This window comes from Sulfurimonas sp., assembly GCF_023228785.1.
Taxonomy (GTDB): domain Bacteria; phylum Campylobacterota; class Campylobacteria; order Campylobacterales; family Sulfurimonadaceae; genus Sulfurimonas.
In genome coordinates, this window is sequence record NZ_JALOAN010000073.1 from 1 (window position 1) to 3,517 (window position 3,517).

Annotated in this window: 2 protein-coding genes and 2 tRNA genes; 1 reads left to right on the forward strand and 3 read right to left on the reverse strand. The window is 37.6% G+C overall.

Annotation, left to right across the window (positions count from 1 at the left end; translation table 11 throughout):
* Positions 1 to 166 precede the first annotated feature (166 nt).
* The 3 genes from M0Q24_RS11450 to M0Q24_RS11460 all read right to left on the reverse strand — a co-directional run bounded on the left by M0Q24_RS11450 (position 167) and on the right by M0Q24_RS11460 (position 1,573).
* Positions 167 to 243, reverse strand: a tRNA-Asp gene (locus tag M0Q24_RS11450).
* Between the two features lie 91 nt (positions 244 to 334).
* Positions 335 to 410 (reverse strand) — tRNA-Lys (locus M0Q24_RS11455).
* Between the two features lie 74 nt (positions 411 to 484).
* The gene (locus tag M0Q24_RS11460; RefSeq protein WP_295050778.1) at positions 485 to 1,573 is read right to left on the reverse strand and encodes a CinA family protein; all 1,089 of its coding nucleotides are present in this window, start codon (positions 1,571 to 1,573) and stop codon (positions 485 to 487) included.
* A gap of 124 nt (positions 1,574 to 1,697) precedes the next feature.
* On the opposite strand from M0Q24_RS11460, the gene ileS reads away from it, so the two are divergent.
* Positions 1,698 to 3,517: isoleucine--tRNA ligase (gene ileS / locus M0Q24_RS11465; RefSeq protein WP_295050780.1), on the forward strand; the 1,820-nt coding region annotated here is incomplete at its 3' end.

The window sequence follows — 3,517 nt, forward strand, 5'->3', positions numbered from 1 at the left end:
AGGGTAGCGCTCTACCAACTGAGCTAAACGCCCATTTTTTAAACAATATCTTAAAATATCAAAGAACTAAATTGTCACATGTGTTTTTGAATTAGTTGTGCTGAAAGCTTTGGCGAAGTGTACTGAAGTACATGAGTCAAAGTTTTGAGTGCAAATAATCAAAAAGTGGCGCGGTGGACGAGACTCGAACTCGCGACCCCCTGCGTGACAGGCAGGTATTCTAACCAACTGAACTACCACCGCAATATTGTTTTTGAATTAGTTGTGCTGAAGTTTTTAGTGAAGTGTACGAAAAGTACATGAACTAAAATCTGAAGTGCAAATAATCAAAAAATGGTGTCCTGTGATGGATTCGAACCATCGGCCACATCATTAAAAGTGACGTGCTCTACCAGCTGAGCTAACAAGACTTTGCCCTCTTATAGTTAAGAGGTCGAAATTATAGACAAATAGATTTTAGAAGTCAAGATAATTTTGACTAAATTTAAAAAAACATCTCTTTGTCTATTAAAATAAGCATTTTTATCGCAAATAACACACTTTGTCGTTGCACATAGTTTCTATCTCCATCCAATCTTAAGTGCATATGAGCGTGATGTGTTTTAGAGCTAACCCCCACATAAACAGTTCCAACTGGTTTATACTCAGTTCCGCCAGTATCCCCTGCTATGCCACTAACTGCTAGTGCGTAGTCAGCATTACTTACATTTAGAGCACCTTCACACATCTCTTTTACTACTTCAGCACTTACAGCTCCATTGTCTTCTAAGATCTCTGCATCTACTGCAAGCCAATTTTCTTTTATGGAGTTTGAGTAAGTAATCAGTGCACCATCGAGAATTTTTGAGGCTCCATTTTCTCTTGTGAAGTAGTAAGAGAGTAGTCCACCTGTGCAACTCTCTGCAAAGGTTATTGTTTTGTGACTTCTTGAGAGTGTCTCTATGATGTAGTGAGTAATGTTTGAAGCAGCTATAAGATTTTGGGGCAGAAGTTGTTTTGCTGAACTTATAAAATTTGATACTTCTCCAAACTTTTTACTTACGATATCCACTCTAAGCCAGCCATCTATAAGAGTTATGACATCTATATTGACATCAAAAGTTTGTGCTATTGGGCTCAAAATTGTGTTAGCTTCATCTCTAGTTTTTTCAAAGATATGCACAACTGCACTATTTTCTTGAGCAGTTAGCAAGACTTCTGGCATCTTTTGCATCTCATCTATATGAAGTACGTTTATTATGGCGTCTTTATACTCTAAGAGATAACTAAATTCTTCATAGGCTGATGTGTTTGAAGGAATGAGCATATTGTCTTTTAAGATCTGGTTGTCGCTTGTAACCGTACAGATAAGCTTTCCTATAGTTGTGAAATTTTGCTTTGTTGTGATGATTAGGAGCTTATTATTTGTGTTAATCTCTTGTTCTAGATACAAAAAAAGCGAATTGTCTGTATCTTTAAAGTAAGTTATAGAGTCTATAAAGTCACACTTTTGTCGCACTTTTCTTATTATGTAGTCTTGCAAAGAGGTGTTATAAAAAAACTTATTGCCAATAAATATAAGATGCAGCTTCATTAAATATAGCCTTTTTATCAGATTTTAATTCGGCTTATTATAGCACCATTCTTTGCTTTAAAGAAGCTTTTAAAGACACAAGAGATATAATCCAAAAAAATTTATATCTATATATGGGGTACAGATGGACTACAAAGAGACACTACTTTTACCTACTACAAACTTTGCCATGAGAGGCAATCTAATAAATAATGAACCTTTAAGATACGCTGCTTGGGATAAAAACAGAGTCTATGAAAAGATGAAAACTAACCGCAAAGATGCACCAAGTTTTACTCTCCACGATGGACCTCCATATGCAAACGGAAACACTCATATAGGTCACGCTTTAAACAAAATTTTAAAAGACATAATTGTAAAACAACACTACTTTGCTGGTAAATCTGTTCGCTTTACTCCAGGTTGGGATTGTCACGGTCTTCCAATCGAGCAACAAGTTGAGAAAAAACTTGGCGGAAAGCAGAAAAAAGAGCTTTTAGAAGTTTCTAAAGTAAGAGAGCTTTGTCGCGCACATGCTAGAAAATTTGTAGATATTCAAAGAGATGAGTTCAAAAAACTTGGCATCTTAGCTGACTGGGAAAACCCTTATGTGACTATGGACTTTAAGTTTGAAGCCAACATATATAGAACTCTTTGTAATGTTGCAAAAGCTGGACTTCTTATAGAGCGTAGCAAACCAGTTTACTGGTCATGGGCTGAGAGAACTGCTCTTGCTGAGGCGGAAGTTGAGTACGAAGACAAAGAATCACACTCTATATATGTGGCATTTGAGCTAAGTGATGAGGCAAAAGCAAAGTCAGATCTAAGTGGCAAAGCTGCTCTTGTTATCTGGACGACAACTCCGTGGACACTCCCATCAAACACTGGGATCTCTCTAAACCCAGAGGAGAAGTATGTTTTAACAACAGATGGCTTTATTGTAGCTCGTGATCTGCATGAATCACTACTAGAGATGGGCGTTGTTAAAGGCGAAATAGCTAAAGATCTAGATCCTAAAACTCTTGAAAATCAAAAAGCAATCAACCCACTAAACGCTAGAACTTCTACAGTAGTTTTAGGCGAGCATGTAATGATGGACAGCGGAACTGGTTGTGTTCACACAGCCCCAGGACACGGTGAAGATGACTACAGGATCGGACTAAAGTACGACTTAGAAGTTGTTATGCCAGTTGATGAGACTGGATGTTTTGATGAGACTCTAGTAAAAGAAAAACTTCTTCCAAACCCAGAAGAGTTTGTAGGTCAACTCATCTTTAAATGCGATGATAAAATCTTAGAGCTTTTAGGTGATGCCCTACTTTATAACTCAAAGTTTAAACACTCATATCCACACTGTTGGAGAAGTCATACTCCGCTTATCTTTCGTGCAACAAAACAGTGGTTTATCTCTGTAGATGAAAAGCCTCTTTCACAAGATAAAACTTTAAGAGAGATAGCACTTAGTGAAGTAGAGAAGACTCTTTTCTTTCCAAAAACAGGTAAAAAAAGACTAGAGTCTATGGTGGCTAATCGCCCTGACTGGTGTATCTCTCGCCAAAGAGATTGGGGTGTTCCTATCGCATTTTTTAGAGTAAAGAAGAGCGGCGAAGTTATCTTTGATGAGAAGGTTTTAAACTTTGTAGCTATGATATTTGAGATGCAAGGAAGTGATGCTTGGTACTCTATGTCTATAGAAGAGCTTTTATACCCAGGAAGCGGCTACAAGGCAGATGAGCTTGAAAAAGTAACAGATATTTTAGATGTTTGGTTTGATAGTGGATCTACTTGGTATAGTGTTTTAAAGTCTCGCAACTACGATGCTGGCGATTATCCAGCTGACTTATATGTAGAGGGAAGTGATCAACATCGTGGCTGGTTTCAGTCTTCTATGTTTTTAAGTGCCGCAGTTGAACATCAAGCACCTTATAAAGGAGTCCTTACTCACGGTTTCACGGTTGATGAAAA